The organism is Vibrio sp. 1078-1 (assembly GCF_033340475.1).
This window is the reverse complement of sequence record NZ_JAWOWM010000388.1, coordinates 1-680: the sequence shown is the minus strand read 5'-3', so window position 1 is coordinate 680 and position 680 is coordinate 1. Positions and strand designations below refer to the sequence as shown.

The 680-nt window shown below is 47.8% G+C and carries 1 pseudogene; it reads left to right on the top strand.

Going from position 1 to position 680, the window contains the following annotated elements:
* Positions 1-680 (top strand): annotated as a pseudogene (locus R7190_RS27735) (alkaline phosphatase); the annotation flags it as partial.

Sequence of the window (680 nt, the reverse complement as noted above, 5' to 3'; positions counted from 1 at the left end):
AAGAGTTACAATGGCGCCGTCGCTGTCGATACCCATAAAAAGCCAGTTAAAACGATGTTGGAAGTAGCGAAAGAGCAGGGCATGACAACCGCTCTAGTGGCGACTTCGCAAATTAACCACGCGACGCCCGCAAGCTTTGCCGCGCACAACGAATCTCGTCGTAATTATGATCAGATAGCAGACGATTACTTGGATAACAAAGTAAATGGAAAGCTGCCCGTCGATCTGTTACTTGGTGGTGGTGTTCGATATTTTGAGCGTGAAGACAGAAATCTGATTGAAGAATTTAAAATGCAGGGTTATCACTACCTAACGGATTTTGATACCTTGCCTTCGTTGCAAACATTGCCTGCGATTGGGTTGTTTGCCGACAAAGCATTTCCGTTTGCTTTGGATGAGAATCCAAACCGACTCGAGAAGATGACGAACAAGGCGCAGGCAATGTAATCGCGCTCTAAGCAAGGCATTGTCGTGATGATCGAAGGAAGCCAAATCGACTGGTGCGGTCATGCTAACGATATAGCATGCGCGATGGCAGAAATGGATGATTTTGCTAAGTCGATTGCTTTAGCCAAGGCGTATGTTGATGCTCATCCTGACACTTTGCTCGTTGTCACCGCCGGTCACTCCACGGGAGGTTTGACTATCGGCGCAACTGGCGAATACGACTGGAACACGGA